We start from the raw sequence: 22,345 nt of genomic DNA on the forward strand, positions 1-22,345 counted from the left end.
GCCAACGGCCCGATCGGCGCGCACGAATCCGACCGCGACCGGATATGCCGACTCGCAGATCTGCGCCTCATATGGCCAGCCGGACCTGCGGCGCAAAGCAAGGTCCATCAGATCCATAGTCGTAATGCCGTTGGGCTGCCTCTCGTGGAGAGGCCACCTTTCGAATCGGGCGAGACACAGCTACACAGCTCGAGGACATTGAATAGGCGACCGCGATCGACGTCGCCGTACTCGACGCAGGCCCAGACGAACACGGTCTGATCCTCATGGCGTTGCTCAACCGCGGCGGGGACGGGTGAGCTGCCGCGGTACATGCCAGGAGACGCCGATCATGACATCTACGGCCAGCGTCTTTGCGACGCCCGAAAACCTGCTGCGTCAACTGCAAAACCGCTGCTGCAGTGCGGGTTTTGCGGGATATGCTGGATACCCGGTCTGAGCAAGGAACTCGATAATGGACCAGGATTTCGCGATCTGGGACACCCCCGCTGTACGCGGTGCCCTGGCCTCCGGTGACTACGGCGCTGTGGTTCGCGCTATCCGCCGCGCCAACAACCTCACCCTCGCCGACCTCGCCCGGCGCAGCAACTATTCGATCTCGACGCTGTCCCGGTTGGAGCGGCCAGCAGCCACTCAGCGATGTACGCGTGCTGCGCGCCCTCGCTCTCGCCTTGCACGTTCCGCCAGAACTGCTCGGATTGGCCGACCCACCGTCATGCACAGTGCGGCTCGCCGAGCACGCCGAGATCAATCCCGCAGCAATTCCGCAAGCCGAAAGCCGCACCCCTATTGGTCCGACGTAGCCCGCGCGTTCCACCAGTGGGGCAAACCCGCACAGTGCTACCGGGCGCTGTGGGCTGCCGAACAAGCCGCTCCCGACGAAGTCCGCTACCGCAAACCCATCCAGAAGATCACCGCAGACCTGCTTCGACACCCGCAGGCTGCGGCGCTGCCGGGCCTACTGGCATTCGCGAAGCGCACCGGCACGCACACGTAGTTGCCCGGCTGATCCACACGCTGCTGCCCACGCAACGCCGGCGCCGACCTGGTGATCCTGCCCGCACCCGACCACCTCGGCCCGCACGAACTCGACGCCGTACTGGACATCTGCGATGTGGAAACCGTGCTACCGCGTCTCAGCTTCCCACGCTGGACCTCCACACAGGACACACCATGAGCGCCCTGGTAGTGCCAAACCCGCTGCGTGAATCCCAGCCGCTTCCGCTCCTCGGCAAGCTGGTAGCCCCGCTACGGCAGCACCGCACGCTCCCGCAGTGCCAGCGCGGTATTGCGATCGACCACGACCTCGCTCATTCTCCACCGCCTCCTCCGCCGCCGCCCCCGCCGTCACCTCCGTCGCCGCCACCGCCCCCTCCGCCGTCACCTCCACCGTCACCCCCACCGGCCGAACCACCGTCGGAGCCGCCGTCCCCCCAGCCGCCGTCGGATCCCTCCCAGCCTCCGGCGTCGTCGGCCCAGACCAGGGCGATCCCACCGCCCGTTGCAAGCGAGGCCGCTCCCGCGGCGCGGGAACGGAAATCCTGCGGCCCGGATGGGTCAGCAACAAGCACGGACTGCGGCACGATGCGCCCCATGAGCCAGCACAGGTTGTTCGCCCGGTCGACCACGATGACCGCGCTGGACCGCGAACCGCGATCCAGGAGATACCCGTCCAGGCGGGCGGAGATGAGAGTCGGCACCGTGGCGCGGTCACCGAGGAGGACGACGCGGGTCTCGCCGGCGAGCGCCGCAGCCAGAGCACTGTCGGAGGCGAGCTGCTCGAGCACACCGAACACCGCGACTCGCCGCGGGTTCCCGGCGACGCGCGAAGCCATCCAACTCCCATCCGGCCGGACGAAGACCAGGTCAGGTGCGGCATCCGGGTCGAAGCGGCGCAACGCATTCCCGCGGCGCGCCCGGCGGACGATCCGCGGCGTCGCCACGACCAGGGCCACGGCCGGGACCACCACCAGGAACGTGGACATAAACAACCAGGTCATGACACCGAACAGCACACCCATCCACTGCTTGCCGTCGGGTGTCGACCTACTGGTCTGCGCGATCCATTCCAGTGGACTCAACACCCCCCAACCCAGCTCGTTGATCATGAACCTCGTGAACGTCAGCAGCCAGATCACGGCCACGACGCCCAGCAGCAAGGGCAGCAACACGCCGAGCAGGCTCGAGCGAGCTGCTCGCGCGAGCAGCGATCGATCCATCGGGACCTCCTTGCCCTGAAGGAAAACAACACCGCTGGCCGGTGTCAACGTGATGATTCAGCGGCCGATGGGGTCAGCCGGGAATGCACCGAACATCCACGGCCCGACTGCTGTCCGGAGCTCGCGACGCCACTTGGGTTACCCAACTGCATAACTTGCCCTCCCGAAAGCAGTGGGTTCACGGTTTCGGCCGGTACTCGACGGACCACTGTCCGGACACTGGATCGACTTCCGGACCGGCCACAAACGAGTGCGCTACACCCTGACGGAATCGGATCGGATGCCGGCGATGCAACGGGCGAACGTTCTCGCGGTGAGTGAACCGTTCGACGATCATCACGTGATCGACGGAGATATCTTCGACGCCGTCAGCGACGTAGCTCTGATGGCGTTCATGTCCGCGGCCGATCAGGGCGCCGACGACTGTGTCCGAACCTGGGATTCGTGGCTGACCCGAGAAGGCCGCGAAACCTACGCCTACCTCACCGTCGACGAGCTGCTTTCCGCGTTCGCCGTGCACTCGATCAACGCCCATCCCACCCAAGACCTGGTCTTGATGCCGATCTCGGCCGATGATGTGTTCACCCGGGACCGGCGCTACTACAACCGCTTTCTCACCCACCGCCTATCGAACCCGCTCGTCGACGCGAAGCAGATGGTGCTCTTCCAGAACATCCCGCTGAGCGACACCGAAACCCTGCAACGCGCCCTCGGCACCCTGCAAACGATCTGCTCGAAGCCGACACTTGCTCGGCTGCACACAGCAATTCACTGGAAAGGACGATCCCCGCATGGACCTGATCGAGGTCGAACGAAAGCGCGAACTCGCCGACAGCGAAGCCCTGCGGCGGCGCCTCGCCGAACTCGGCTACCGCGAAATCAGTTCGCTGACCGAAGTCGACACCTACTACAGCCGCCCCGACGTCGACTACATGGAAACCGTCGAATGCCTCCGGATACGGCAGCGCGACGGATCAGCCGAGATCACCTACAAGCCACCATCCAACACAGCCACCCATTCGGAACATGGCGTCATCGCGAAGCAGGAAACCAACGTTCAGCTCGTCGATCCCGACCAGGCGGGCGCGGCGAACACACTACTTGCTGCCGTCGGAATGATCGAACTTGTCCGAGTCGAGAAGGCACGCACCACCTACCGCCGCCCAGGCCATGACAACACGGTCGTAAGCATCGATCTCGTCACCGGTGTCGGCGCCTTCGTCGAAACCGAGATTATCGCTTCCGACAGTGGCGGCGCAGCCACACAGCTCGAGGGCATAGAACAGGCGATCGGTGTTTCCACTTACCCGATCGCGCGCCTTCCGTACCGGGACCTGGTGATGCGCGCACACGCGACATAGATCTTCACCTGTGTGCCGTCGTCCAAGCCTCCGCCGTCGCCGACCCCCTCCCATTTAAGTACCATTTCGATTCCCATTTCCCATTTAATTCCCATTTGAGTACCATTTGCCTGTGGCCATCGACCTACCAGCCCTGATCGCCTCGCTATGCGCACAGGGTGGCGACTGTACGAACATCGAGGTGAAGTCCGCGACCGGCGGGCTTCCGGACTCGTTGACCAGCACGTTGTCGGCTTTGGCGAATCTTCCTGGCGGCGGGTTGATCATCCTCGGCTTGGACGAGCGCGCCGGTTTCCGGCCGACCGGCTTACCGGACCCGCAGAAGCTGAAGCAGGGCCTCGCGCAGAAAGCCCGGTCGTTCACGCCACCTGTGCAGTTGACAATCGAAGACGCCACCGCCGACGGCAAGCCCGTCGTCGCCGCGGTAGTACACGAATGCGCACCGTCGGCCAAACCCTGCCGGGTCGGCGCGACCGGCGCGGCATACCTGCGCGGGTACGACGGAGATTTCCGAATGTCCACGCTAGAAGAACAAGCTTTTCTCGCAGCCCGGCAAGCCCCGCATTTCGATCGGACTCCCGTAACCGAGACTTCCCGGAACGACCTGGACGATGCACTGGTCGAAGATTTCGCCCGCACAGTGCGGTTGCGGGATCGACATGGACTCGGCCGGTTCAGCGGTGACGAACTACTCAGGCGTGCAGGTGTGCTCACACCCGACGGCATCCCGACCTTGGCCGGACTTCTGGCGCTCGGCACTTATCCCCAGCAGTGGTTTCCCCAGTACGTCATCCGCGCCGCCGCAGAGACGGGGCCCACCGACCCACCGGGCGCCCGGGCACGCAACCAAGTCACACTGACCGGCCCGATCCCCCGCATGCTGGACGCGGCTCTGGAGTGGGCCGGACAAACCTTCGACACCGCCATCGTGAGCAGACGCGACGGCACCGTAGTCGACGTACCGACCTATCCGCTGGTCGCATTCCGCGAGCTGATCGCCAACGCACTACTGCACCGTGATCTGGACCAGTGGTCACAAGGGATGGCCGTGGAAGTACGGCTGCGCCGCGATCGACTGATCGTCACCAACCCGGGTGGCCTCTATGGGGTGACCGTCGACCGCCTCGGCAAAGACACCGTGACTTCGGCGCGAAACATGTGGCTGGTCAACATCTGCCAGCACCTCCGATCACCGGAATCCGGCAGCCGTGTCATCGAAGCCCTGGCGACGGGAATCCCAACCATCGCTCATGCTCTCGAAACCAACGGGCTACCACCTGCCCAATACAGCGATATGGGCATCAGGTTCACCGCCGTTCTACGAACCACGGCGGACCACCGAAAGCTTCCGGGCGAAGCGAAACAGCGACCAGCCGTTCCTCGGCCTGTGGTAGATCGAAGCCTCGGCGCGATCACCTCGGCAACTGTCGAGTTGACCCCGACCCAACGACGAATCGCCGAAATCCTTGCGGCCGGTCCACACGACACGTCACAGCTCCAACCTTTGCTCGAGCTGTCCACGTCCACGATCCGGAAAGCGTTACGTGCAATGCGGGACGCAGGGGTCGTCGTTCAGACCGGTGGTCGGGGCCGGCGAACCGTCTACGAACTCACCCGCTGATCGGCCGCCGGCACTTCGTTGGGTCGGGTCGAGCCTGTCGGAATGTCCTCATGACTGCGGCGCGACCGGTGTCGCGGCATCCGGACAACCCGGGTGATCTCTGCAGTGCTCATGCGGCCTCGGCCTGAAGGGCGGGGCCGAGGAGGAGTCCACCGTCGATGACGTACTCCGACCCCGTGACGAACTCCGCGTCCGCGGAGGCGAGGAACAGGAGAAGCCGGGTGACGTCGGCCGGCTCCCCGAGCCGGGGGATGGCGAACGGTTCGGGCGAGTAGAAGTCGGCGATTGCCGCGGTGGCGCCGGCAGCTGGTTCGTGGATGAAGGGGGTCGCGATCACGCCGGGGTGGATGGTGTTCACCCGGATGTTGTCGCGGCCGAGCTCGAGTGCTGCTGTTCGGGTAAGTCCTCTCAGGGCCCACTTACTGGCAACGTACGGCGCGTAGTGAGCCGTGCCACCCAGGGCCATGGTCGAGGCGATGTTGACGATGGTTCCCCCTGCCGCGCGGCGCAGAGCGGGAGCGGCGGCCTTGATGCCGAGGAAGGTCCCGGTGAGGTTGACGTCGAGGATGCGCGACCAGGTGGCGTGGTCCGTGTTTTCGATTGTCGCGGGCGGGTTTTGCACACCCGCGTTGTTGACGAGCACGTTCAGGGCGCCGAAGGCGCTTTCGGCGGTGCGCACAGCGTCGGTCCACGAGCCTTCGCCCCTGACGTCGAGCTGGGTGAAGCGAGCGCGGGGCCCGAGCTCGTCGGCGAGGGCGGCGCCGCGTTCGGCGTCGGTGCCTCCGATCACCACATTCGCCCCCTCCTCGTGAAATGCGCGCACGTGGCTCGAGCCCTGGCCGCCGGTCCCACCGGTTACGAGCACGGTCTGGTTGTCGAAGCGGGGCATCAGTTGTTCCTTCGGTACGTGGATGACCGGGCCCACCAGTGATGGGCGACGGGCCAGTGGTGAGTCGATGGACTCACCATCCATGACACTAGGTCGCCCGCAATGGTGAGTCAAGCCACTCACCTCGTATGCTCGGCCCATGAGCAAGGTCGTGACGACATATCACCAGCGCGTCGCCCAGGAGAAGCGCGCGCTGATCGTGACGGCCGCAACCACACTGTTTCTCGAGTTGGGCTACGACCGGACGTCGCTGGCGCGGATCGCAGAGCGCTCGGGCGTTTCGCGGGCCACCTTGTTCAAACAGTTTCCGAGCAAAGCCGCCCTGTTCGACGCCATCGTGACCGAGTCCTGGTCGAGCGGTGGCGAGGAGGATCCTCCGCCGACAGGCAACCTCGTCGAGGGGCTCGGCATCATCGGTCGTCGTTACGCCGAGCTGCTGGGCCGCCCCCAGATGACCGACCTGTTCAGGATCGTCATCGCCGAACTGCCGCGGTTCCCGGAGCTGGCCGATGCGCAGTTCTCGCACGGGAAGATGCCCTACTTCGAGTCCGTGCGCAGCTACCTCCTGGCCGAACACAAGGCCGGAACGGTGCGGGTCGAGGACGCGGACCTCGCAGCCACCCAATTCCTGGGCATGATCTCCAACTATGTCTTCTGGCCGACACTGCTGGTGCCGGGCTGGGAGGTGAGCGCGGAACGCGTCGCCCAGGTAGTCGACGAGGCCGTCCGCACCACCACCGCCCGGTACGCCACAACTGCACCCGGGGCGTCCGCCGACAACTGAGCCCCGCCGACCACGACAGAGTCGCTCTCTGCGGTCAGAGCCGCTCCGGCGCGGCGATCCCCACGAGACCGAGGCCGTGGCCGAGAGTCCGGGCGGTCAGCTGGGACAGGGCGGGGCGGTTGCCGCGGATGGGTTCGGTCGTACGGGTTACGGTCTTCGATCCGGCAATCACACTGGGCAACCCCGGGGCCGATGCAGACCCAGCAGTTCCGGTAACACTGCATACTTTCACTGTTGAGCTCGGGCCGGCCCGGCAAACACCTCGATGGCGCGCTCTATCCGAAGCTGGTGGACAACGCCACCCGCCGTAGAATTGTGGCACAGAGCAGCGCATCGGACCGGCCACTCGGAAGGCAGGTGCACCAATGACGCATGATTCCGGCCCGGCAGCTCAGCCGACCGCAACCCCTGAAGCCGCCCCCACCGGCCGCGCACGAATCCGCTGAGACCGATCCGCACCCAGGAGATCGCCGATGACCTCCGATTTTCCCGCCCCCACCGAAGGACTGCTGGTCACCCACTTTCTCACCGTCTCCGATGTGGCCCGCTCCCGGTCCTTCTACACCGATATCTTCGGCGGCCGGGTGATCCAGGCCGAGAATCCCTGTGTGGTCCAAGTGGCCAACAGCTGGATCATCATGAACCCAGGCGGCGGCCCAACTCCCGACAAACCCGGGATCACCCTGCAGGCCCCGGACCCGAATGCCGACACGGTTTCTGCGTTCCTCAACATCCGCGTGGCCGATATCGCCGCCTTTCACGCCCGCGCCCGCGAGCTCGGTGGCGTCTTCCTCACCGAACCCATCGATCGCAAGGCAGAAATCCGCTGCTATCTGCGCGACCCCGACGGCTATCTCATCGAGATCGGCCAGGCCACCGGCATCCTGCACGGCCGCTACGCCGACCCGCCCGGTGACGGCACTTCCTGACGCTACGGTGCCTCGAAATGGGTTGCGGGTTGGAATAGTTCAATGAAATTGCCCGCCGGGTCCTGCAGGAGGATTTGTTGACCACCGGGCCCGCTGCGACACGTTCGTCGCAGCCTGACGATGCCGTGTGGCCGGTCGGGAACAGGACCGACCGGCCACACGGTCGTCAGCGAGATTCAGACCGCGGACGCCGGAGCGGGACCGAGGGACTCGAGGATCGACTGGCGGCGACGCTGGTAGCTCCCGTCGAAGTGTGCCTGCGGGTCCCGCGGCCGGTCGATGGTGATGACCTCGGCCACGCGCGCCGGCCGATGGGTCAGCAGCACCACGCGGTCGGCCAGTAGCAGCGCCTCGTCGACATCGTGGGTGACGAACAGAATCGTCATCCTGGTCTGCTCCCACACCGAGATCAGCAATTGCTGCATATCCAGACGAGTTTGGGCATCGAGGGCACCGAACGGCTCGTCCATCAGCATGACCTTCGGACTGCAGGCCAGGGTCCGGGCCAGTTGCACGCGCTGCCGCATCCCACCGGACAGATGGCTGGGCAGGTGGTCGAGATAGTCGCTCAGCCCGACCTGTTCGAGATGGGTGGCCTCGGCTTCCTTGGCCTTTCGCCCCTGACACCGCGCAGATGCAGCGGGAATAGGACATTCTTCAACGCACTCCGCCGAGGAAGACGACGACCTCGCCGGGTTCGATATCGAGGGTGACCTGTGCGGCGAGCTTGCCGTGGAAACCGAGACGCAGATCGTCGAGCCGGACCGCGGCACCGGCTCCGGTCGAGTCGGGCGCGGCGGCGGTGGCCGGTTCGGGGTCGGTGATAGTCATTGCGTTCAGGTCGGGGAACAGTTCCGCAAAGGTCTCGACCGAGCCTTCGACCATTGTGGGGCTCACTACGTTCACCCGGAACTTTCCGGCGAGTTCGAGCGCCGCGGACAGCAAGCGTGCTGGATACCGATGTAGACCGCCATCACCGACCTCCATGTCCAGGAATCGCCCTCGCGCAGTAACAGTGCCGTTCGCTCAGGCTTTGGCACAGCACCTGCCGGGCACGGAGCTGCTGCGCGGCTCAGATCTGAGCGGAGCCGCCATCCACGGCGAGCTCGGAGCCGTTGACATAACTGGACGCGTCCGAGGCGAGGAAGACGGCCGCCGCGGCGATCTCTTCGGGCTCGGCCAACCGGCCGAGTGGAACCGACGCCCCGGCGGAAGCGACCTCCTCGGCTGAGATCAGGTCGACCAAACCCTGCGTGCGGGTACCGCCAGGGGAGAGCATGTTTATCCGGTACCGGCGTTCCCCGGCGACGTGGGCGAACCCCCGAACCAGGTTACGAAGCGCGGCCTTGGTCGCCCCGTACACGGGAAGGTACGGCTCGGGTCGCGAGGCCGCCGTCGATCCGGTGAGGATGATCGACGCCCCCGGCGAGAGCAGCGGCAGCGCCTTCTGCACGGTGAACAGCGAGCCCTTGACGTTGGTGGTGAACATGGCGTCGAACTGCTCCTCGGTGATCTCGCCCAACGGCGCCACGATCCCGATCCCGGCGTTGGCGACCAGGACATCGATCCGACCCGCCTGCTCAGCGACCGTTGCATAGAGCGCGTCGAGGTCCGCGAGCCTGCCCACGTCACAGCGGATCCCGGTCACCCCGGGGCCGAGTTCGGCCTCGACCTCGTCGAGCTGCGTCCGGCGACGGCCGGCAACGAACACCCGGGCCCCCTCGTCGAGGTACGCCCGCGCAATCGCCAGTCCGATACCCGCGTTACCCCCGGTCACGACCGCGACCTTGCCCTGCAGAACCTTCATGACAGCTTCCCACTTCCTAGTTATTGACCGACTAGTCCATAACACTCGATATGGACTGTTTGGTCAAGAACTTGCGCGGAATTGTTTTCTCTCACGCCACTGCGGGACCGCTCAGGACTTGGGCAACAGACCGTTGAGCAGGGTCTCGGCCATGATCGACAGAGCGGCCGGATCCTGGCCGACCCGGCCGAGGACAATCAGCCCGAGCTGACCCGCCAGCACCGCATGGGCGGCGCCATCGGGGTCGACATGGGGCGCGATATCGCCCTCGCGCTGCGCTCGCCGTATCGCGTCGACCAGCACGGAAGTAGTCGCGGCGTAGCTGCGCCGAGCCTCTGCGGCCACCTCGACGGTGCTCACGGAGAGCTCCATCGCGGTATTGGCGAGCAGGCAACCTCGACGGGCCTGTTCGCCGCCGGGATCGCGCACGGGTCCGGTCACGAAACCGCGAATCACCTCGATAGCGCGGTCGGCCACCTCCAGCCACGTACGCAACATCCGATCGTTGGCCTCGTCGTACTCGCGCAGCACCCGCAGAAACAAACTCCGTTTGTCCCCGAATGCCCCGTACAGACTCCCTTTTCCCAGCCCGCTGGCTGCCAGAAGATCTTCGAGTGACGTCCCTGCGTACCCGTTGTCCCAGAACGCCGCCTGCACGGCCGCCAAGACGCGCTCTTCATCGAACTGGCGTGGACGCGGCATGCAACCAGGCTACCTATTTTGGACCACCCGGTCCATCATTGCGCCGGGCGGAAACACCGCTTATCGAGCGATTTTCGCCGGTCATCCGATATCAACCACTGTGCCGACGGTGCGGAACACGAAGCGTACCCGCGGATCGGCCCTTGCGGGCTGTCGGTACAACCTCAACATCCTGAATAATCTGGTCTACCGGACCGCAGGCTGACACACAGTGCGCAAAGCCGGCCTCCGGCGAGTCCGTCCGAGAGCGGGGATCACCAATGCACAACCGTGCCGCCAGCCGACCGACCGGCGAGCCGGACAAGGAGATCGCCCGACTCGAGAAGCCGGGCGAGGTGCTCGAGGCTGCCGGAGCATGGCTGGCCGCCCACCTGGAAACTGAAGGGTTCTCCTGGTCACGAACGGAGCGTCGGCTCCAGCGTACGGCGGGCGGCCGTATCGAGAAGATCGAATTCGGGACGACCACCCGCAACAGGAAGGGGCAGCTGATCCGGCTGGAGCCGCAGTATGTGCGGGTCCTCGACAAAAAACTCCTGGAATGGCGGCGCGCCCATCCGGAACGAGTACTCGGGACCGTCGATGAGGTGCTGGTCGAGGACCGAGCTGATGAAGTGCTCGGCTACTGGTACCGGATCGATCTCGCGGAGCCCGCGCACCGCATCGAGAATCTGGAAGCATTGCTGAGCAGGGTCCGCGGGGTCCTGATCCCGTGGCTGGCCTGGACACGCGACCCGGACTCCCTGGTCGCCGAGGTACCCGACGCGATGCTGCGGACAGTGTTACGCGACCGCACTCCCGCCCTGGTCGAATGGTTGATCTCGCGGGACCGGCAGCAGTCGGCACAAGCGCTGGTGCAGCGGTGGTTCGCATTGCATCCCAGCCGGGTACCGATATTCGAGTCGGGTGGACAGTGCGCCCGGGACGGACGGATCCCCGAGTGGTATGCCGAAGGGAACGACGATGTCGCACGCACCGCCCTCGCGCTCGGATGGACAGCACAGCGGAACGGAATCAGCTGAAGCGCCTCACCCGCCGGTGCGGTGCGGGGTCGTGAGGCCTTGCCTTATGCGACACCCAGCGTGGCCGGCCGCACGCCCGAATCGGCCGGCCATCGTTCACCGAATGGCTCGACGCCACCTACCCCGTCAAAGGGCTGACCCCGCGGCCCAATCCGATCAGCAGTTCTGCGGAGCCCGCCAGGCGTCCTGCGCGTAGGTGGTCGAGCCGACCATGGCACCGATCACGCCGCCGATGATCCCGAACGGGATGGCCCCGAAAAAGAAGACGGGCAGGCCCGCGACCGCGCCGCTCCCGGTCCCGAGCAGGGCGCCCAGGCCGGCCCGGAGTTCGATGGAGTCGCCGGGCGCCATACACGCCGCGATGGGCGCCCCCGCCCCAGGCGCCGCAGCATCGGGGGCTTGCACCGGCGCGGGCGCCGGGGCGGGCTCGGCCGCGGCGACGCCCCCTGAACCGACAATGAGCAGCGGGGCAATGACGCTGCCGAGCACGGTGCGGGTCAATATCTGTGAACTTTGCACGGTAGATCCCTGATCAGTCGAAAACGCAGTGTGCGACCTGAGTAGTCAGATCTGCGACCATAATGTCGTATAGGCCGGTGTAATGCTCGCCGTCGGTATCTCGGTCGGAGCAAGCCGGAAACCGTGCTCGCCGATGATCCTGCTGCCCCGACTGCCCTCCTGCGCAGGTAGAAGCCGGTTTCCTCTCCCCATATCGGCGGCTCGAAGGAGTTGCCGTCCGACTCTCGAATCGGCCGCCGGCACCTCGTAGAGTCGGGTCGAGTCCGTCGGAATGCCCTCGTGACCGCGGGCGCCCGGGACTGGTCATCTGGGATATCGACGGCACCTTGGTCTGCGATAGCTGCGCCGGGCTATCGCGCGCACCTACTCATTCTCGGAGACGGATGTGGTTTCCCGCGGGCATCGTCGAACCGGGAAGTATCTACTACTGCGGGAATTGCGCGACAGCTTCATCGATGAACCCGCCGAGTTGGTCGGCGGTGATCATGCCGCAGTTCGCGAGCCCGGCCAGCCCTTGAAGGGTGGCAAAGAAGATCAGTGCGGTCCGCTCCGGGCTCGTGTGCCGCGGGTCGCCGGCCAGGCCGCGTTGGAACACCAGCAATATCGGCGCAAAGGCCGCGTCGGCACTCTCGCTCACGGCGTCGCCACCTGCCCCGTGTTTGTGGGCGAACATCAGCTCGGCCAAGTTGGCCTCGGACGTCATGAAGTCGAGGTAGGCGTGGGCGATCGAGTGAATCTGCGCGTGGTAGTCGGGGGCGGATTCGACGGCGTCCTGTAGTCGGGCGCCGAGCAGAGCGAACCCTTCTACAGCCAATGCGTCGAGAAGCTGCCGGCGGTCGGGAAAGTAGCGGCGCACAGCGGAGTGCGTAACGCCGATGGCGGCGGCCAGCTCGCGCAGCGACAGCTCCGAGGCCCCCCTGTCACGCACGACCGGCGTGGCTTGCTCCAGCACGGCCTGGCGCAGATTGCCGTGGTGGTAGGGGCGGTCAGGCGTCATGCGGGCAGTTTACCAAGGATGTTTCCGTTGACCAGATTGTTTCCAGTGGGTACATTGGCCGCATGCTCGCACTCACCTCCCCTTCGCAGATACCGGATCAGTCCGGCCGCACCGTCATCGTCACCGGCGCCGGCAGCGGTATCGGCCGTGCCGCGGCGGCCGCCCTGGCCGCCAAGGGCGCACGGATCGTCCTCGCCGTCCGAGACCAGAACAAGGGCCGTGCAGCCGCCGCCGAGATGAGCGGCACGGTCGAAGTCCGTCCGCTCGACCTCAGCTCCCTGGTATCGGTCCGGCAGTTCGCGGACAGCATCGACAGCACAGTGGACGTGCTCATCAACAACGCCGGCACCATGACCGACTCGCTGCAGCACACCGCAGACGGTTTCGAACTCCAGTTCGGCGTCAACCACCTGGCGCCCTTCGCGTTGACGAACCTGCTGCTGGACCGAATCACCGACCGCGTGGTGTCCACCTCGTCGACCGCGTACCGCACTGCACAACTCGACTTCGACGACCTGCAATGGGCACAACGCCCCTACAAGCCGTTCGGCGCCTACGGTGCATCGAAGTTGTCGGTCCTGCTGTTCACTGCCGAACTACAACGCCGTCTGAACGCGGCCGGCTCGCCGGTCACCGCGACCACCGCGCATCCCGGTTGGGCCGCCACAGGCTTCCGGATCACGAGCGGCAACCGGCTTCTCGACACCCTGTCAGCCCTCTTCACGCCCATGCTCGCCCAGGGACCCGACGCCGGTGCGCTTCCCACCCTGCTGGCTGCCGTCGGCGATATCCCCGGCGGTAGTTTCGTCGGCCCGAGCCGATTCGGCGGTGTTCGCGGTCCGGCGGCGGTGGGCGAGATATCCGCCGTGGCGAAGGATCCGGACTCCGCCGCGCGGCTCTGGAGCGTCTCCGAGCACCTCACCGGCGCGCGCTTCCCCTTCGCCTCGGCGTCGCCGACGCCCGCCCCGGCAACAGACGTCCCGGAAGTCTGACGATGCAGCACATCCAGTAGCACCAGTTCAGCGGAACCGAGATGCTTGTGCATGTGCGCACCGCATCGGCCACCCCATGGATTGGATGATCCGCAGCGGCGCTATGGAGATGGTGACCGGCCGCGCCCTCCCGCGTGGATTCGGCGTGGACTCCGCGGGCGTGGTGGAAGCCGCCCGAACCGATGTTGCTCGACTGCGGGTCGGCGACGAAATGCTGGGCGGCACGAGCCCCGCGGGGGCCGGGTCTATTTCGTCACTCGTCCGTCAGAACACGCTCGAGGGCCGCCCGCCCTACAGGACCCCAATGCGGCTTTCCGCCCGGAAGACCCCGATCTCCGTTCTGCCCCATGAGCATCAGGAACAGGCTCTTCATGGCCGCCAGTCCGCGGGCCCGCCGGATCGCCGCCTCGTCCGCGTGCGCATACATGTCGAAGAACCGTGTTGCAGTGCCCGCGGGCAGCAGCACCCAGGCGGCGGCGAGGTCCCACGCCGGGTCACCGGCGAACAGGTCACCGAAGTCGACTATGCCCGAGAGCGTTCCGTCCGAGACGACGACGTTCGCCGGATGGAGGTCGCCGTGCACCCACACCGGTGGGCCCTCCCACGCGCCGGCGGCGACGGCATCGTCCCAGACCGCCCGGACCTCGGTGGCGAGGTCGGCAGGGGCGACGGCTTGGCAGAAGGCCTCGAAGCCGTCCGTGCAGTCCCTGGGATGGGCGCCGCGGTCGGTGGCGATCGGCGCCTCGGCGGGTGCGGGAACGTGGAGTGCCCGCAGGAATGCTGCCAGCGTATCGGCCGCATGGGCGCCGCGACTGATCGTGGCGTGGTCGAGCGGCTCGCCGGGAACCCACGTCATCACTGTCCAGTGCTTGGGGAAACGCTCGGAGGGTTCACCGAATCGCACCGGGGTCGGCACCGGCAGCGGTAAGCGCGGGGCCAGCACGGGTAGCCACCGCCGCTCCTTCAGCTGCAAGTCCGGGGTGGGGTCCATACGCTGCATACGTACGGACAACTCGTCCCCGAGACGCCACATCTGGTTGCCCCAGCCACCCGCCACCTCGCGGATGGTCAGGCCCGCGAGATCGGGATGCTGCTCCCGCAGCAGGTCGCGGACCAGTTCCGCGGTGATCTCCAGTTCGGTGCCGGTCATGCGAATTCACTGTACTGAGGCGGTATGGAGGCCTGACCACGGGAATGGGCGGCGATCGTGCTCGGTCAATACTTATCGGTTTTCAGGTGGGAAGTGTCGGCGAGGGCGACCAGTGTGCGGTTGCGCCAGTAGTCGTCGAGGCGTAGGTGGGTGATCGCACCGGGCGTCGTCGCGAAGGACGCGAATCCGACCGCGTCGACGGGGATCCGCATCCAGGTGGTCACCACGAACGTCAGGGCGAATCCGTGGGTGACCACGATGTGGTCGTGGCCGATATCGGTCATCAACGTACTGATGCAGGCACCGACCCGGGTGGCGACCTCGCGCCGTGTCTCGGCACCACCGATGGGGCCGCGGTGGTCGAGCCGGTCATGGTCCGGTGCGGGGATCTGCCGCTGAGCGAGCCACTCGTTCGGCCGGCCTTCTGCTTCACCGAAACTGATCTCACGCAGGCGCGGATCCGCCGAAACCGGGGCATCGAGGACTGTGCCGAGAATCCCGGCGGCTTCGGCGCATCGGGACAGGTCGGATGTTGTGATGCGGACCGGTCGCAGTGGGTCGCGGCGGCGGTCGAGTTCCTCGGCGATCAGGTGTGCGTCGCGAAGGCCGAGCGGTGTCAGGTGCGAGTCGTACCAGCCGCCGACGAGGTCGGCTTCGGTGTGGTCGGCGTGCGGGTGGCTGACTACGTAAAGGTTCTGCATGTTCCCTCGTTGAGATCTGGTGTGTCCGCCCAGTGAATCGGACGTCGTTCATCGGCGTATCCGGGGCGTCGGCCGCCGTAACTGCCGCGTTGGTGCGACGGCGAACTCCGACCTCACTTCGGTTCGGTGATCGGTGCGCATATCCGATGGCATCGTGGCCGGTCATGCCAGCACAATGGACCGATGACGCGAATGGAGGCAGTGCGCGGGGATATCACCGAACAGCAGGTCGACGCGGTGGTCAACGCCGCGAATTCCTCGTTGCTCGGTGGCGGTGGTGTCGACGGCGCCATTCACCGCAAGGGCGGTCCGGAGATCCTGTCGGAGTGCCGTGACCTGCGCGCCGCGCACCTCGGCAAGGGGTTGCCGACCGGACAGGCGGTGGCGACGACCGCGGGACGATTGCCCGCGCGCTGGGTGATCCACACCGTGGGCCCGGTGTGGTCGGCCACCGAGGACCGCTCGGCGTTGCTTGCCTCCTGCTACCGCGAATCCCTGCGCGTGGCAGATGAACTGGGCGCCGGGACCGTGGCCTTCCCCGCGATCTCCACCGGCATCTTCGGCTGGCCGATGGACGATGGTGCCCGAATTGCCGTCGAGACGGTGCGTTCCGCCGAAACGGCCGTCGACTACGTGCGGTTCGTGCTGTTCGACGAGCGGGCACTCGCGGCCTTTGCCGTGGCACTGGAATAGTTCCGACGTGCTGCGCCGATGAATGTCGGGCGACTCCGTCGTCTGTTCCTCTGAACCGACCGGGAGACAGGAGTCCGTGCATGACGAGACCGTTCCGATTCGGGGTCGTTGCTCCGCTCACCACCGACGTGCCCGCGTGGCGTGACCGCGTGCGCCGCATCGCCGACAGCGGTTACTCGACGCTGCTCGTGCCCGACTTCCCTCAGACGCAGCCGGCACCCGGCCCCATGCTGGCCACCGCCGCGGCCCTGACCGACCTGCGCGTGGGCACCTGGGTGTACGCGTCTCCGTTCCGCCCGGCGTGGTTGACGGCATGGGAAGCGCACTCGCTGTCGCTGCTGACCGAGGGCCGTTTCGAGATGGGCATCGGCACCGGCAGACCCGGGATCGAGGACGAGCTGCGCGACAAGGGAATGCCTTCCGTACCGCCGCCGTACCAACGGTTGGCACGGGTACGGGAGACGGTCGCAACGTTGCGAGACCTCGACGGCCCTGATCGTCATACGCCCGTGGCAATGGCGGTACTCGGTCCGAAGGCCCAGGCGTTGGCGGCCGAGGTCGCGGATACGGTCACGTTCGTGCTGGGGGCTCAGCCTCGGCGCGAAGTCGCGCATATGGTGCGCGAGTTCCGCGCCGACGTCGAGCTCGCGCTGGCCGTGCCGGTGATCGGTGACTCTGTCGCTCCGCATATGGCGCCCCCCGATACCGACCCTGCTGCGCTTCGCGCGGTAGACGCGATGACCGTTCTCTCGGATGATCCGGCAGCCGCCGCCGAGGAAATCGAGCGACGCCGGGAGGAGAGCGGCTTCTCGTATTTCGTTTTCGGCGCCGACTCCGCAGGCCGTCTTGCTCCGGTCGTCGCCGAGCTCGCCGGTCGGTAGCCGCGAAGGCGGCACCCGCATCGACCCCCAACCCGGACTGGTCAGTTGGAACTGTTGCGAACCGGCGCGCTGCTCCGGCCAACTGGACGGCCGCTGAGCTCGGCATCGAGCGTTGCCTGGGCAACCCGCATTCTCTCGGAATACACAGGGTCCTGGAGCCGCTCCCACATCTGGTCTTCGGTGACGTCTTCGACGTGGCAGCTCACCCACCAGATGTTGCCGAAGGGATCCCTGAGGCGTGCGCCGCGCTGCCCGAACGCATCGTCGGAGATCGGAGTGACGATCTGCGCACCGGCGGCGAGAGCACGGGAAACGGCTGCGTCCGCGTCGGCGACGAATACCCGCAGCAGGCTCGGTATCGCGGCCCAGTCCACGTGCCGGTCGAACGCCAGTACCACGGTGTCGCCTACCCGGATCTCACCGTGGCCGATCAAACCGTCGTCGGTTGCCACCCGCCCGAGCTCCTCGCCGTCGAACGCCGAGCCGACAAAGTCGAGGAATGCCCCGGTATCGTCGGTGACAACCCATGGAGAAACGGTGTTGTAACCCTCCGGCGCGGCACCGGGTTTTTCGAGCATCTCGGTCCTTTCGTTGTCGGTGTGAGCGAAAGTAGGCGCCATAGCGGTCGGAAGCCGACCCGAATTGCCGACCGCGCGTCTCGCTCTGTGGCTACGCCGCTACCGCTTGACTGTGGTTGCTGCCGTTTCCAGTGCCCGATGTATGACTGTTGATCCTTGCTCGACGGATTCGGCGATCGGTGTGGCGAGGGCCTCGGGCAGGACATCGGTGTGCCAGACGAACAGGGTTCTGCCGTTCTCGGCGGGCAGGGCCTGCATCGACGCGTGGTGATGGGCGGGGTGAAGGTGTCCGCCGACGATCGAGTAGGCAACGCGCTTGCTCGCCGGGTCGAGGTCGACGAGTCGTTCGGCGACGATGGTGCCGTCGGCGAAGGTGACTGTGCGGGTGTCGGCGTCGAGGCGAGTATCGGTGACGAAGCCCGGGGCGAGTCGCTCGTGTACCGCGCCGAAATCGGCGAGCACATCCCAGACCTGCTCGGGTGTGGCGTCGACGACGAATTCTTTGTGAATGGATGCCATGGAATCCTCCTGGTCAGGCCGCGGCGAGGTGCGCGTGTACGGTCATATTTCGTTTGTCTCGCTGACGTAGTCGGTGTTGCCGTCTCAGCATCCATGCCCGGACCGGCGCAGGTCTTGAAGATTTTTGCGGGCAGTTTCTTGTCGTACCCCGGCCCTACGGTCGGTGAGTGCTGTCCGCCACGACCCTCGCTGCCCGGCCGGAGTTCACCGTGACCACCGTGAACTGCTGCTCCGACCACACCCACTTCTCGGCTCCGGAAGCCCGCGACGACCATCGGCTCGTACTCGTGCGCCGAGGCCGGTTCCGGCGAGAAGCCGACGGTGAACTCGCCGACCTGGACCGCACTGTCGGCTATATCGGCACACCGGGCGAGGAGGAAGGCTTCTCCCACCCGGCCGGCGGTGACGTCTGCACCGCGGTGACCATCGAGCCCAGCCTTCTGGAAAGTGAGGTGAGCTCGCGGGCTGTCTACGTCGATGCGCGTATCGAGCTCGCGCACCGCCGCATGCTCACCGCTGCCGTCGGCGGTGACATCGACTACGCGGCGACCGAGGAACTGGTCAGGCTCGTCGCACTCGCCGCCGAACAGCCGATCCCTCGGCCGCGCCCCGCCGACCGCCTGCTGGTCACCGCGGCCCGCGACGCCATCATCAACGGGGCGCCGGAGTCGGCCGGACTGCGGTCTCTGGCCGTATTGCTGCGGGTCTCGCCGTATCGGCTCAGCCGGGTGTTCTCACAGCACATGGGAGTGTCGCTGACCCGCTACCGCAACCGGATACGAGTCGGACAGGCGCTCGACCGGATCACCGACGGAGAAACCGGCCTCGCCGACCTCGCCGCCCACCTCGGCTTCGCCGACCAGGCCCACCTGACCCGCACCGTCCGCGAACACCTCGGCCACACCCCCACCGCCCTGCACCGACTACTGACCCCCACCCTCCCACCGTGCCGCTGAAAAGCGCGGTTCCACTGTGGTCGGGCATGTCTTCGACGCCGGCCACGATCTCGCCGAGGAAGTGCCCGACGAGATGGCCGACGTCCTCTTGCCGTTCCTGGCCACGCACCGATAGCCGCACCCGGCCGCCGAGGTCGGCTATCTCACGCCCGGCACACCGCCGGATCGACGGAGGCAGTCCCGCGAGAGGAGAGGGCCGACAAAGCGCTACTGGTCGTCGGGAAAGGCACGGCGGTTTCGCTTGGTGATGCCGCGCCGCTTCTTCGCGGCGATGCGACGTTCCTTCGCGCCGCGCGACGGCTTGGTGGCGCGGCGCGCGGGCGGCGGGGCGGCAGCAGCGTCACGCAATAAGGAGGCCAGGCGTTCGCGGGCGGCCGACCGGTTCTGCAGCTGTGCGCGGTGCTCCGAAGCGGCGATCGTGAGCACCCCGTCGACCAGGCGGCCGGCCAGGCGATCGAGCATCCGGGTGCGCAGCCGTTCCGGCACGGAGGGCGAGTTGGTGAGGTCGAACGACAGCTCGACCCGGCTGTCGGTGGTGTTGACGTGCTGCCCGCCCGGGCCGGACGAGCGTGAGAACCGCTCGCGCAACTCGGATGCCGGGATCACCAGCGTCCGAGTCACGATCAGGTCTGCTGCCATGATCCGACGCCGTCTTTCCGATTCACCAGTCCACTATCCCAGGTGGCCGAATGGTGACCCGGGCCCACGGACAGGGCGACGTCAGGCAGGGGCGCCGAGCGGCGGGTGTTCGAGCACGCGGGGCTTGTACTCGACTAGCTGGATGCTGCCGTCGAAGGTGCGGTGCTCGATCATTTCGAGGGCGACGTCCGGATAGCCGTCGTAGATGCGTTCCGCACCCGTGGCCCCGGTGATCACCGGGAACATCACGACCCGGAAGCGGTCGACGAGTCCGGCTCGTAGCAGCGACCGGCTCAGGCTGAGGCTGCCGATGGTAGTGAGCAGCCCCGAGCCACTCGACTTCATAGCGCGGACCGTCTCGACGGCGTCGTCGCGGACCAGCGTGGAGTTGGCCCATGTCAGTGGGTCTTCGAGCGAGGAGGAGAACACCACCTTGGTCGCTTGCGTGAGCTCATCGACGGACGCCTCTTCTTCGGGCCTGAACTCGTCTTGACCACTCGGGACCTGGCCGGCGGCGAAGCCCGACATCAGGCGGTAGGTGTTCGCTCCCATCAGGTGGGTGGCCTCGGGCTGCTCACCGAGCCACGCGAGGTATTCCGGACCCTCGAGGCCCCAGAACCCGGGCCATCCTTCTCCCGACGCATAGCCGTCGAGAGAGGTGATGAAGTCGACGAGAAGCTCCCGCATAGCTGTGTCCTTTCTACGGTGTCACGAGCTTGGACCGGCCGGGAGCCATAAAATCATCGGCCGCGCCATGAGGCGACGAGAAACCCCGGGTAGGTGCTGTTGGCCATCAGGCAGCCACGCCGCGCATCGGCTTCGGCCGGGGCCTCGAGGAGCATGCGCAGTGCGTCCAGGGCCCGTGGAGTGTCGTCTTCCTCGCCAGTCCGCAGGCCTCCTACGTAACCGGCGCAGTGCTGCCGATCGACGGCGGATACGGCGCATAGTGCGTCCGCAGGGCGGGGCCGGTTGCGTCAGTCGCGTTTCGCCTCGTAACGCAGCAGGACCGTACCGCAGGGAAAGGTGCGGTTCTCCAACAGTCGCAGCGATATCCATGACGGCAACGCCGGGAAGAACGGAGTGCCGCCGCCCACGGCGGTCGGCGCGATCACCAGCCGATACTCGTCCACCAGACCGGCCTGCACGATCGGTGCGGCCAGCGTCGCGCCGGCCACCTCCAGCCTGCCGTCGGTTTCGGCTTTCAGTTTCCGCACCACCTCGACCGGGTCGCCGCGTTCCAGACGGGAGTTCCAATCGACCGACTCCAGGGTGCGTGAGAACACGACCTTGGGCATATCGCGCCAGATATGGGCGAAGTCGACGATCATAGGGGTGGCGTCCGGGGCCTTGTCCGCCGTCGGCCAGTACGCGGACATGAGTTCATAGAGCCGCCGCCCGTAGAACGCCAGGGCGGTCTCGCGCTCGAAGTCGTTCCAGTACTGGTGCAGTTCTTCGCTCGGATCGCTCCAGTCGATGCTGCCTCGAGCATCGGCGATGTACCCGTCCACCGAGACATTGAAGCCATAGATGAGTGTGCCCATGGAGATCAGACTGCACCGGACGGCGAAACTCATCGCGGCGCCACACGAGATCTCGTCGAATCCTTACAGAAGGGGCGCGCCCACTGGTCGCCGATCCACCCGTGCCCGCAGACACCGGCCTCATCGGCCGCCACCGATCTGCGCTCGGAGAGTATTGTGTCGGTAACCAAAGACTTTCACCACGGCGGATATTCGCTCCCATTGGGTGTGGCTCCGCCCGACCGATCAGTTCTCGAGATCCATCCGGCGCGGTCGCCATCCCAGGCGTGGCAGGGATGAACACGGTGCAGAATCGGCGGACAACCGCTGAGAAACCTGGAGGACCACCATGAGAAGCACGGCAATCGCTGCGGTCCGGATCGTCCTTGCCGCCGCCTCGGTTTCGGTTTTCGCCACCGCGATCGGCGCCGGTGCGGCCCACGCCGCGCCTGAGGACTGTACGGTCACGCGGGATCTGTTCGGCGCGACGGCAACCTGCCGCGACTACAACGAACCCGCGGGGCGGGAATACTCGCTCATAGTCGAGTGCTACGGCCTGCACACCCAGCCGTTCGCCTTTCCGCTACCGGCCTTCGGCCACTACCAGGGCTCGTGGAGCGGTTCTTTCAGCCCGTCCGGACACGGCTCGGCTTCGTGCCTCGGCCCCATCACGATCGGAACCAGCACGAACGCCTACGTCAAGATCTATCGGTACTGAACGTAGGCGGCATCGGTGAACCCCGTGGTCATCGATCGGCGGAACCTGATATCGGCCCGCGCATGCCGGATTTGCCGGCGGACAGCCGCTCACGCCGATCCGGCAATCCCGTTCCGAACCGCGCCGCGATGATGGGCCGGCCCACCCGACA

The 22,345-nt window shown here is 66.4% G+C and carries 29 protein-coding genes; 12 read left to right on the top strand and 17 right to left on the bottom strand.

From position 1 onward, the window contains the following. Positions 1-454: 454 nt before the first annotated feature. Positions 455-997, top strand: a complete 543-nt coding sequence (locus QH196_RS15475) for a helix-turn-helix domain-containing protein (protein WP_280416486.1) — start codon at positions 455-457, stop codon at positions 995-997. 51 nt (positions 998-1,048) lie between these two features. Continuing rightward, the gene (locus QH196_RS15480) at positions 1,049-1,177 is read left to right on the top strand and encodes a hypothetical protein (RefSeq protein WP_280416487.1); all 129 of its coding nucleotides are present in this window, start codon (positions 1,049-1,051) and stop codon (positions 1,175-1,177) included. 133 nt (positions 1,178-1,310) lie between these two features. Here QH196_RS15480 and QH196_RS15485 read toward each other — a convergent pair whose 3' ends face one another. Together QH196_RS15485 and QH196_RS15490 are read right to left on the bottom strand one after the other, a co-directional pair. Further along, a complete protein-coding gene (locus tag QH196_RS15485) occupies positions 1,311-2,219 on the bottom strand; it encodes a hypothetical protein (RefSeq protein WP_280416488.1) in 909 nt (302 codons plus the stop codon). Between the two features lie 178 nt (positions 2,220-2,397). Continuing rightward, positions 2,398-2,754, bottom strand: a complete 357-nt coding sequence (locus tag QH196_RS15490; protein WP_280416489.1) for a hypothetical protein — start codon at positions 2,752-2,754, stop codon at positions 2,398-2,400. 256 nt (positions 2,755-3,010) lie between these two features. Between QH196_RS15490 and cyaB the strand changes: the two genes are divergently transcribed. After that, positions 3,011-3,580, top strand: a complete 570-nt coding sequence (gene cyaB, locus QH196_RS15495; protein ID WP_280416490.1) for a class IV adenylate cyclase — start codon at positions 3,011-3,013, stop codon at positions 3,578-3,580. Positions 3,581-3,692: 112 nt separating this feature from the next. After that, complete coding sequence (locus tag QH196_RS15500) at positions 3,693-5,201, top strand: ATP-binding protein (RefSeq protein ID WP_280416491.1); 1,509 nt, start codon at positions 3,693-3,695, stop codon at positions 5,199-5,201. A gap of 109 nt (positions 5,202-5,310) precedes the next feature. Here QH196_RS15500 and QH196_RS15505 read toward each other — a convergent pair whose 3' ends face one another. Further along, a complete protein-coding gene (locus QH196_RS15505) occupies positions 5,311-6,090 on the bottom strand; it encodes an SDR family oxidoreductase (RefSeq protein WP_280416492.1) in 780 nt (259 codons plus the stop codon). 139 nt (positions 6,091-6,229) lie between these two features. Between QH196_RS15505 and QH196_RS15510 the strand changes: the two genes are divergently transcribed. Then, entirely contained in the window at positions 6,230-6,874 is a 645-nt protein-coding gene (locus tag QH196_RS15510; protein WP_280416493.1) for a TetR/AcrR family transcriptional regulator, read from the top strand. A 34-nt stretch (positions 6,875-6,908) separates the two neighbouring features. On the opposite strand, the gene QH196_RS15515 is transcribed toward QH196_RS15510, so the two are convergent. After that, entirely contained in the window at positions 6,909-7,046 is a 138-nt protein-coding gene (locus tag QH196_RS15515; protein WP_280416494.1) for a DALR anticodon-binding domain-containing protein, read from the bottom strand. A gap of 301 nt (positions 7,047-7,347) precedes the next feature. Here QH196_RS15515 and QH196_RS15520 point away from each other — a divergent pair, with 301 nt between their 5' ends. Beyond that, complete coding sequence (locus tag QH196_RS15520; RefSeq protein ID WP_280416495.1) at positions 7,348-7,803, top strand: VOC family protein; 456 nt, start codon at positions 7,348-7,350, stop codon at positions 7,801-7,803. A 176-nt stretch (positions 7,804-7,979) separates the two neighbouring features. Here the strand turns inward: QH196_RS15520 and QH196_RS15525 are convergent, their stop codons facing one another. From QH196_RS15525 to QH196_RS15540, 4 genes are all read right to left on the bottom strand, one after another. After that, positions 7,980-8,576 carry an ABC transporter ATP-binding protein gene (locus QH196_RS15525; protein ID WP_280416496.1) on the bottom strand — a complete coding sequence of 199 codons (597 nt, stop codon included), beginning with the start codon at positions 8,574-8,576 and terminating at the stop codon, positions 7,980-7,982. Then, on the bottom strand, positions 8,461-8,748 hold the full coding sequence (locus QH196_RS15530; RefSeq protein WP_280416497.1) for a hypothetical protein: 288 nt from the start codon (positions 8,746-8,748) through the stop codon (positions 8,461-8,463). The genes QH196_RS15525 and QH196_RS15530 overlap by 116 nt, the downstream gene beginning before the upstream one ends. Before the next feature lie 127 nt (positions 8,749-8,875). After that, entirely contained in the window at positions 8,876-9,610 is a 735-nt protein-coding gene (locus QH196_RS15535; protein ID WP_280416498.1) for an SDR family NAD(P)-dependent oxidoreductase, read from the bottom strand. Positions 9,611-9,721: 111 nt separating this feature from the next. Beyond that, positions 9,722-10,312: a TetR/AcrR family transcriptional regulator gene (locus QH196_RS15540; protein WP_280416499.1), complete on the bottom strand. Its 591-nt coding sequence runs from the start codon at positions 10,310-10,312 to the stop codon at positions 9,722-9,724. A 260-nt stretch (positions 10,313-10,572) separates the two neighbouring features. Between QH196_RS15540 and QH196_RS15545 the strand changes: the two genes are divergently transcribed. Beyond that, positions 10,573-11,331, top strand: a complete 759-nt coding sequence (locus QH196_RS15545; RefSeq protein ID WP_280416500.1) for a hypothetical protein — start codon at positions 10,573-10,575, stop codon at positions 11,329-11,331. Positions 11,332-11,487: 156 nt separating this feature from the next. Here QH196_RS15545 and QH196_RS15550 read toward each other — a convergent pair whose 3' ends face one another. Together QH196_RS15550 and QH196_RS15555 are read right to left on the bottom strand one after the other, a co-directional pair. After that, complete coding sequence (locus QH196_RS15550; RefSeq protein ID WP_280416501.1) at positions 11,488-11,850, bottom strand: hypothetical protein; 363 nt, start codon at positions 11,848-11,850, stop codon at positions 11,488-11,490. A gap of 424 nt (positions 11,851-12,274) precedes the next feature. Then, positions 12,275-12,847 (bottom strand): TetR/AcrR family transcriptional regulator, encoded by a 573-nt coding sequence (locus QH196_RS15555; RefSeq protein ID WP_280416502.1) that lies wholly within the window; start codon positions 12,845-12,847, stop codon positions 12,275-12,277. 62 nt (positions 12,848-12,909) lie between these two features. Between QH196_RS15555 and QH196_RS15560 the strand changes: the two genes are divergently transcribed. Beyond that, positions 12,910-13,839 (top strand): oxidoreductase, encoded by a 930-nt coding sequence (locus QH196_RS15560; RefSeq protein WP_280416503.1) that lies wholly within the window; start codon positions 12,910-12,912, stop codon positions 13,837-13,839. 253 nt (positions 13,840-14,092) lie between these two features. Here the strand turns inward: QH196_RS15560 and QH196_RS15565 are convergent, their stop codons facing one another. Together QH196_RS15565 and QH196_RS15570 are read right to left on the bottom strand one after the other, a co-directional pair. Beyond that, positions 14,093-14,989, bottom strand: a complete 897-nt coding sequence (locus QH196_RS15565; RefSeq protein ID WP_280416504.1) for an aminoglycoside phosphotransferase family protein — start codon at positions 14,987-14,989, stop codon at positions 14,093-14,095. Between the two features lie 65 nt (positions 14,990-15,054). Further along, a complete protein-coding gene (locus QH196_RS15570) occupies positions 15,055-15,690 on the bottom strand; it encodes a histidine phosphatase family protein (RefSeq protein ID WP_280416505.1) in 636 nt (211 codons plus the stop codon). Positions 15,691-15,873: 183 nt separating this feature from the next. Between QH196_RS15570 and QH196_RS15575 the strand changes: the two genes are divergently transcribed. Then, positions 15,874-16,383, top strand: a complete 510-nt coding sequence (locus QH196_RS15575; protein ID WP_280416506.1) for an O-acetyl-ADP-ribose deacetylase — start codon at positions 15,874-15,876, stop codon at positions 16,381-16,383. 80 nt (positions 16,384-16,463) lie between these two features. Next, positions 16,464-17,264 carry an LLM class flavin-dependent oxidoreductase gene (locus QH196_RS15580; RefSeq protein ID WP_280416507.1) on the top strand — a complete coding sequence of 267 codons (801 nt, stop codon included), beginning with the start codon at positions 16,464-16,466 and terminating at the stop codon, positions 17,262-17,264. A 41-nt stretch (positions 17,265-17,305) separates the two neighbouring features. On the opposite strand, the gene QH196_RS15585 is transcribed toward QH196_RS15580, so the two are convergent. Both QH196_RS15585 and QH196_RS15590 read right to left on the bottom strand, forming a co-directional pair. After that, on the bottom strand, positions 17,306-17,842 hold the full coding sequence (locus QH196_RS15585; RefSeq protein ID WP_280416508.1) for a VOC family protein: 537 nt from the start codon (positions 17,840-17,842) through the stop codon (positions 17,306-17,308). Positions 17,843-17,941: 99 nt separating this feature from the next. Next, positions 17,942-18,361, bottom strand: coding sequence for an SRPBCC family protein (locus QH196_RS15590; protein WP_280416509.1), 420 nt, complete (start codon positions 18,359-18,361; stop codon positions 17,942-17,944). A 167-nt stretch (positions 18,362-18,528) separates the two neighbouring features. On the opposite strand from QH196_RS15590, the gene QH196_RS15595 reads away from it, so the two are divergent. After that, positions 18,529-19,317, top strand: coding sequence for a helix-turn-helix transcriptional regulator (locus tag QH196_RS15595; protein WP_280416510.1), 789 nt, complete (start codon positions 18,529-18,531; stop codon positions 19,315-19,317). 207 nt (positions 19,318-19,524) lie between these two features. Here the strand turns inward: QH196_RS15595 and arfB are convergent, their stop codons facing one another. The 3 genes from arfB to QH196_RS15610 all read right to left on the bottom strand — a co-directional run bounded on the left by arfB (position 19,525) and on the right by QH196_RS15610 (position 21,497). After that, positions 19,525-19,956, bottom strand: coding sequence for an alternative ribosome rescue aminoacyl-tRNA hydrolase ArfB (gene arfB, locus QH196_RS15600; protein ID WP_280416511.1), 432 nt, complete (start codon positions 19,954-19,956; stop codon positions 19,525-19,527). A gap of 81 nt (positions 19,957-20,037) precedes the next feature. Further along, the gene (locus QH196_RS15605; protein ID WP_280416512.1) at positions 20,038-20,643 is read right to left on the bottom strand and encodes a dihydrofolate reductase family protein; all 606 of its coding nucleotides are present in this window, start codon (positions 20,641-20,643) and stop codon (positions 20,038-20,040) included. A 287-nt stretch (positions 20,644-20,930) separates the two neighbouring features. After that, complete coding sequence (locus QH196_RS15610) at positions 20,931-21,497, bottom strand: dihydrofolate reductase family protein (RefSeq protein WP_280416513.1); 567 nt, start codon at positions 21,495-21,497, stop codon at positions 20,931-20,933. Positions 21,498-21,825: 328 nt separating this feature from the next. Between QH196_RS15610 and QH196_RS15615 the strand changes: the two genes are divergently transcribed. Continuing rightward, positions 21,826-22,194, top strand: coding sequence for a hypothetical protein (locus QH196_RS15615; RefSeq protein ID WP_280416514.1), 369 nt, complete (start codon positions 21,826-21,828; stop codon positions 22,192-22,194). Positions 22,195-22,345 lie beyond the last annotated feature (151 nt).

The organism is Nocardia carnea (genome assembly GCF_029868325.1).
Taxonomy (GTDB): domain Bacteria; phylum Actinomycetota; class Actinomycetes; order Mycobacteriales; family Mycobacteriaceae; genus Nocardia; species Nocardia carnea_C.

Coding starts and splice junctions, on each gene's coding strand:
- QH196_RS15475 (WP_280416486.1), top strand. CDS start 455: ATGGACCAGGATTTCGCGATCTGGGACACCCCCGCTGTACGCGGTGCC.
- QH196_RS15485 (WP_280416488.1), bottom strand. CDS start 2,219: ATGGATCGATCGCTGCTCGCGCGAGCAGCTCGCTCGAGCCTGCTCGGC.
- QH196_RS15490 (WP_280416489.1), bottom strand. CDS start 2,754: ATGGGCGTTGATCGAGTGCACGGCGAACGCGGAAAGCAGCTCGTCGAC.
- cyaB (WP_280416490.1), top strand. CDS start 3,011: ATGGACCTGATCGAGGTCGAACGAAAGCGCGAACTCGCCGACAGCGAA.
- QH196_RS15505 (WP_280416492.1), bottom strand. CDS start 6,090: ATGCCCCGCTTCGACAACCAGACCGTGCTCGTAACCGGTGGGACCGGC.
- QH196_RS15510 (WP_280416493.1), top strand. CDS start 6,230: ATGAGCAAGGTCGTGACGACATATCACCAGCGCGTCGCCCAGGAGAAG.
- QH196_RS15520 (WP_280416495.1), top strand. CDS start 7,348: ATGACCTCCGATTTTCCCGCCCCCACCGAAGGACTGCTGGTCACCCAC.
- QH196_RS15535 (WP_280416498.1), bottom strand. CDS start 9,610: ATGAAGGTTCTGCAGGGCAAGGTCGCGGTCGTGACCGGGGGTAACGCG.
- QH196_RS15540 (WP_280416499.1), bottom strand. CDS start 10,312: ATGCCGCGTCCACGCCAGTTCGATGAAGAGCGCGTCTTGGCGGCCGTG.
- QH196_RS15545 (WP_280416500.1), top strand. CDS start 10,573: ATGCACAACCGTGCCGCCAGCCGACCGACCGGCGAGCCGGACAAGGAG.
- QH196_RS15555 (WP_280416502.1), bottom strand. CDS start 12,847: ATGACGCCTGACCGCCCCTACCACCACGGCAATCTGCGCCAGGCCGTG.
- QH196_RS15560 (WP_280416503.1), top strand. CDS start 12,910: ATGCTCGCACTCACCTCCCCTTCGCAGATACCGGATCAGTCCGGCCGC.
- QH196_RS15565 (WP_280416504.1), bottom strand. CDS start 14,989: ATGACCGGCACCGAACTGGAGATCACCGCGGAACTGGTCCGCGACCTG.
- QH196_RS15570 (WP_280416505.1), bottom strand. CDS start 15,690: ATGCAGAACCTTTACGTAGTCAGCCACCCGCACGCCGACCACACCGAA.
- QH196_RS15575 (WP_280416506.1), top strand. CDS start 15,874: ATGACGCGAATGGAGGCAGTGCGCGGGGATATCACCGAACAGCAGGTC.
- QH196_RS15580 (WP_280416507.1), top strand. CDS start 16,464: ATGACGAGACCGTTCCGATTCGGGGTCGTTGCTCCGCTCACCACCGAC.
- QH196_RS15585 (WP_280416508.1), bottom strand. CDS start 17,842: ATGCTCGAAAAACCCGGTGCCGCGCCGGAGGGTTACAACACCGTTTCT.
- QH196_RS15590 (WP_280416509.1), bottom strand. CDS start 18,361: ATGGCATCCATTCACAAAGAATTCGTCGTCGACGCCACACCCGAGCAG.
- arfB (WP_280416511.1), bottom strand. CDS start 19,956: ATGGCAGCAGACCTGATCGTGACTCGGACGCTGGTGATCCCGGCATCC.
- QH196_RS15605 (WP_280416512.1), bottom strand. CDS start 20,643: ATGCGGGAGCTTCTCGTCGACTTCATCACCTCTCTCGACGGCTATGCG.
- QH196_RS15610 (WP_280416513.1), bottom strand. CDS start 21,497: ATGGGCACACTCATCTATGGCTTCAATGTCTCGGTGGACGGGTACATC.
- QH196_RS15615 (WP_280416514.1), top strand. CDS start 21,826: ATGAGAAGCACGGCAATCGCTGCGGTCCGGATCGTCCTTGCCGCCGCC.